A 2,140-nucleotide genomic window follows, 5' to 3' on the forward strand; every position below is an offset into this window, starting at 1 on the left:
GACCTGGTCGGCGCCCGTTTCGAACGCCCTTGCGGGCCTTTCCGCTACGCGGCGGTCTGGAGCTCCCGGACCGGGACGGCGCGGACCACGACCGGGGCCGCGTTGTCCTGCTCCGGCGTGAGGTGCGGGCGCAGCCGCAGCGCCAGGGCGACGATCAGCAGCGTGGAGCCCGCCATGGCCGCCAGGTAGAGCGGCCAGGTGCCGGAGCCGACCAGCAGCACGCCGACGGCCGGGCCGACCGCGATCGCGATCTGCTTCACCAGGGCGTACCCGGCGTTGTAGGTGCCGAGCAGCCGGGCCGGGGCGAGGTCCGCGACGATCGGGCCCATGGTGGGCGCGAGCAGAGACTCGCCGACGCCGAAGAGGGCGTAGATCGAGACGATGGCGACCGTGGCGGCCATGGTCTCGGTCCGGATCAGACCGGCCACCAGGGCCATCGCCCAGGCGCCGAGCCAGACCACGCCGGCCGCGGCCATCGCGGTGGTGCGGCGGCGGCGCGCGGTGATCCGCACGACGAACATCTGCAGCACCACGATGGTCAGCGCGTTGGCGCCGATCGCGAAGCCCAGGGTGGAGGGCGCGGTGCCGACGGTGTCGGTGGCGAAGGCCGCGACGCCGGACTCGAACTGGCCGTAGCAGGTGAAGAAGATCAGCCCGGCGAGCAGGCAGAGCCGCAGCATCGCCTTGTCGGCGACCAGCGCGCGCAGCCCGGTCGGGCCGTCGGTCCGCTCCTGGACGACGGTCAGCTGGACCTTGGGCATCCGGGCGGTGCCGGTGACCAGGGCGAGGCCGAGGAAGGTCACCGCCTCGATGGTGAACAGCCGGGTGAGGCTGGCCGGGTCCGCCACGTTCACGATCTGCCCGCCGACCAGCGCACCGATGCCCATGCCCAGGTTGACCAGGGTGAACTGGAGCGCGAAGGCGTGCGAGCGGGTGGCCGCCGTGGAGCAGCGGACGATCATCGTGGCGAGCGCCGGCTGGCAGGTGGTGACACCCGCGCCGAACAGGAAGGAGGAGACCAGCAGGGCCGGGGTGCCGGTGGCGTGGCCGAAGGCGAACGCGCCGGTGGCGGCGAGTGCCGTACCGGCCAGCAGCACCGGGCGGGGACCGTACCTGTCGATGCCGCGGCCGATGAACGGGAGGACGACGAGGGCCGCCAGCGCGAAGACGGTGAACACCATCCCGGCCGCCAGCGAGCCCAGCCCGCGCACCTGGTCCACGTACACGAACATGTACGGCATCGTGAACCCGCTGCCGAACGCACTGAGCGCGTTGCCGATCTGGACGCGGCGCAGCGGGCCGCCCGCTCCACGCCGCTGCTGCCTCTGCTGCTTCACCGTGCCGGTCACCGTGCACACCCCTTCCTGGTTTCAACTGGATACTCTTAAGTCCAGAAGATTTCAGAGCTAAAGTTTGACGAGGTAAAGTCTTAGCACCAGAAGAGTGTGGAGTCAAAGGCTTAAGGAGTGCATGCTCGTGCGACACTGGTCCGCATGACTACGGACAAGCCGCGGCCGGCTGCCGGCAAGCCCGCCCCGGCCACCCCCCTGGAGTTCGGCATCGCCGAGCAGGTGGCCCTCTACCAGCGGGAGTTCCCCACCGTCGACCCCCAGGTGGAGACGATCGTGCAGACCCTCAACCGGGTCTCCCGGCGGATGGGCGTGGCGTACGACCGGCAGCTGACTGTGCTCGGAATCACCTCCGCCGAGTGGGAGGTGCTCAAGGCCCTGGTGGTCTCCGGCAGTCCGTACCAGCTGGGGCCGGGTGAGCTGGCCAAGCGGCTCGGGCTCACCCCGGCGGCGATGACGCACCGGATCGACCGGATGGTGGCCGACGGCCTGGTCACCCGGGAACGGGACGAGACCAACCGGGTGCGGGTGATCATCGAGCTGACCGAGACCGGCCGCGACAAGTGGCTGGAGTCGATGCGGATGGCGGCGGTGTTCGAGGAGGAACTGCTCCAGGACATCGCCGGCGAGGAGCGCGCCGCGCTCTCCGCGATGCTGGGCCGGATGCTGCGGCGGATCGAGGAGAGCCGGCCGGACGCGCCCGGGCGCACCGCCGACCCGGCCTGACCCCGCAGGCCCCGGGGCCCGGGAAGGCAGACGAGTCCGGCCCGCCGGGAGGAGGCTCCTCCCGG

2 protein-coding genes are annotated in these 2,140 nt (G+C 71.4%); one reads left to right on the plus strand and one right to left on the minus strand.

The genetic code is table 11. From position 1 onward, the window contains the following. Positions 1-44: 44 nt before the first annotated feature. The gene (locus ACFU7Y_RS43320; RefSeq protein WP_224283064.1) at positions 45-1,349 is read right to left on the minus strand and encodes an MFS transporter; all 1,305 of its coding nucleotides are present in this window, start codon (positions 1,347-1,349) and stop codon (positions 45-47) included. A 144-nt stretch (positions 1,350-1,493) separates the two neighbouring features. Between ACFU7Y_RS43320 and ACFU7Y_RS43325 the strand changes: the two genes are divergently transcribed. Beyond that, a complete protein-coding gene (locus ACFU7Y_RS43325; RefSeq protein ID WP_224283063.1) occupies positions 1,494-2,075 on the plus strand; it encodes a MarR family winged helix-turn-helix transcriptional regulator in 582 nt (193 codons plus the stop codon). Positions 2,076-2,140 lie beyond the last annotated feature (65 nt).

This window comes from Kitasatospora sp. NPDC057542, assembly GCF_042801945.1.
GTDB lineage: Bacteria > Actinomycetota > Actinomycetes > Streptomycetales > Streptomycetaceae > Kitasatospora.

Bases quoted from the DNA above. Each gene is read 5' to 3' on its own strand.
- ACFU7Y_RS43325 (WP_224283063.1), top strand. From the start codon at position 1,494: ATGACTACGGACAAGCCGCGGCCGGCTGCCGGCAAGCCCGCCCCGGCC.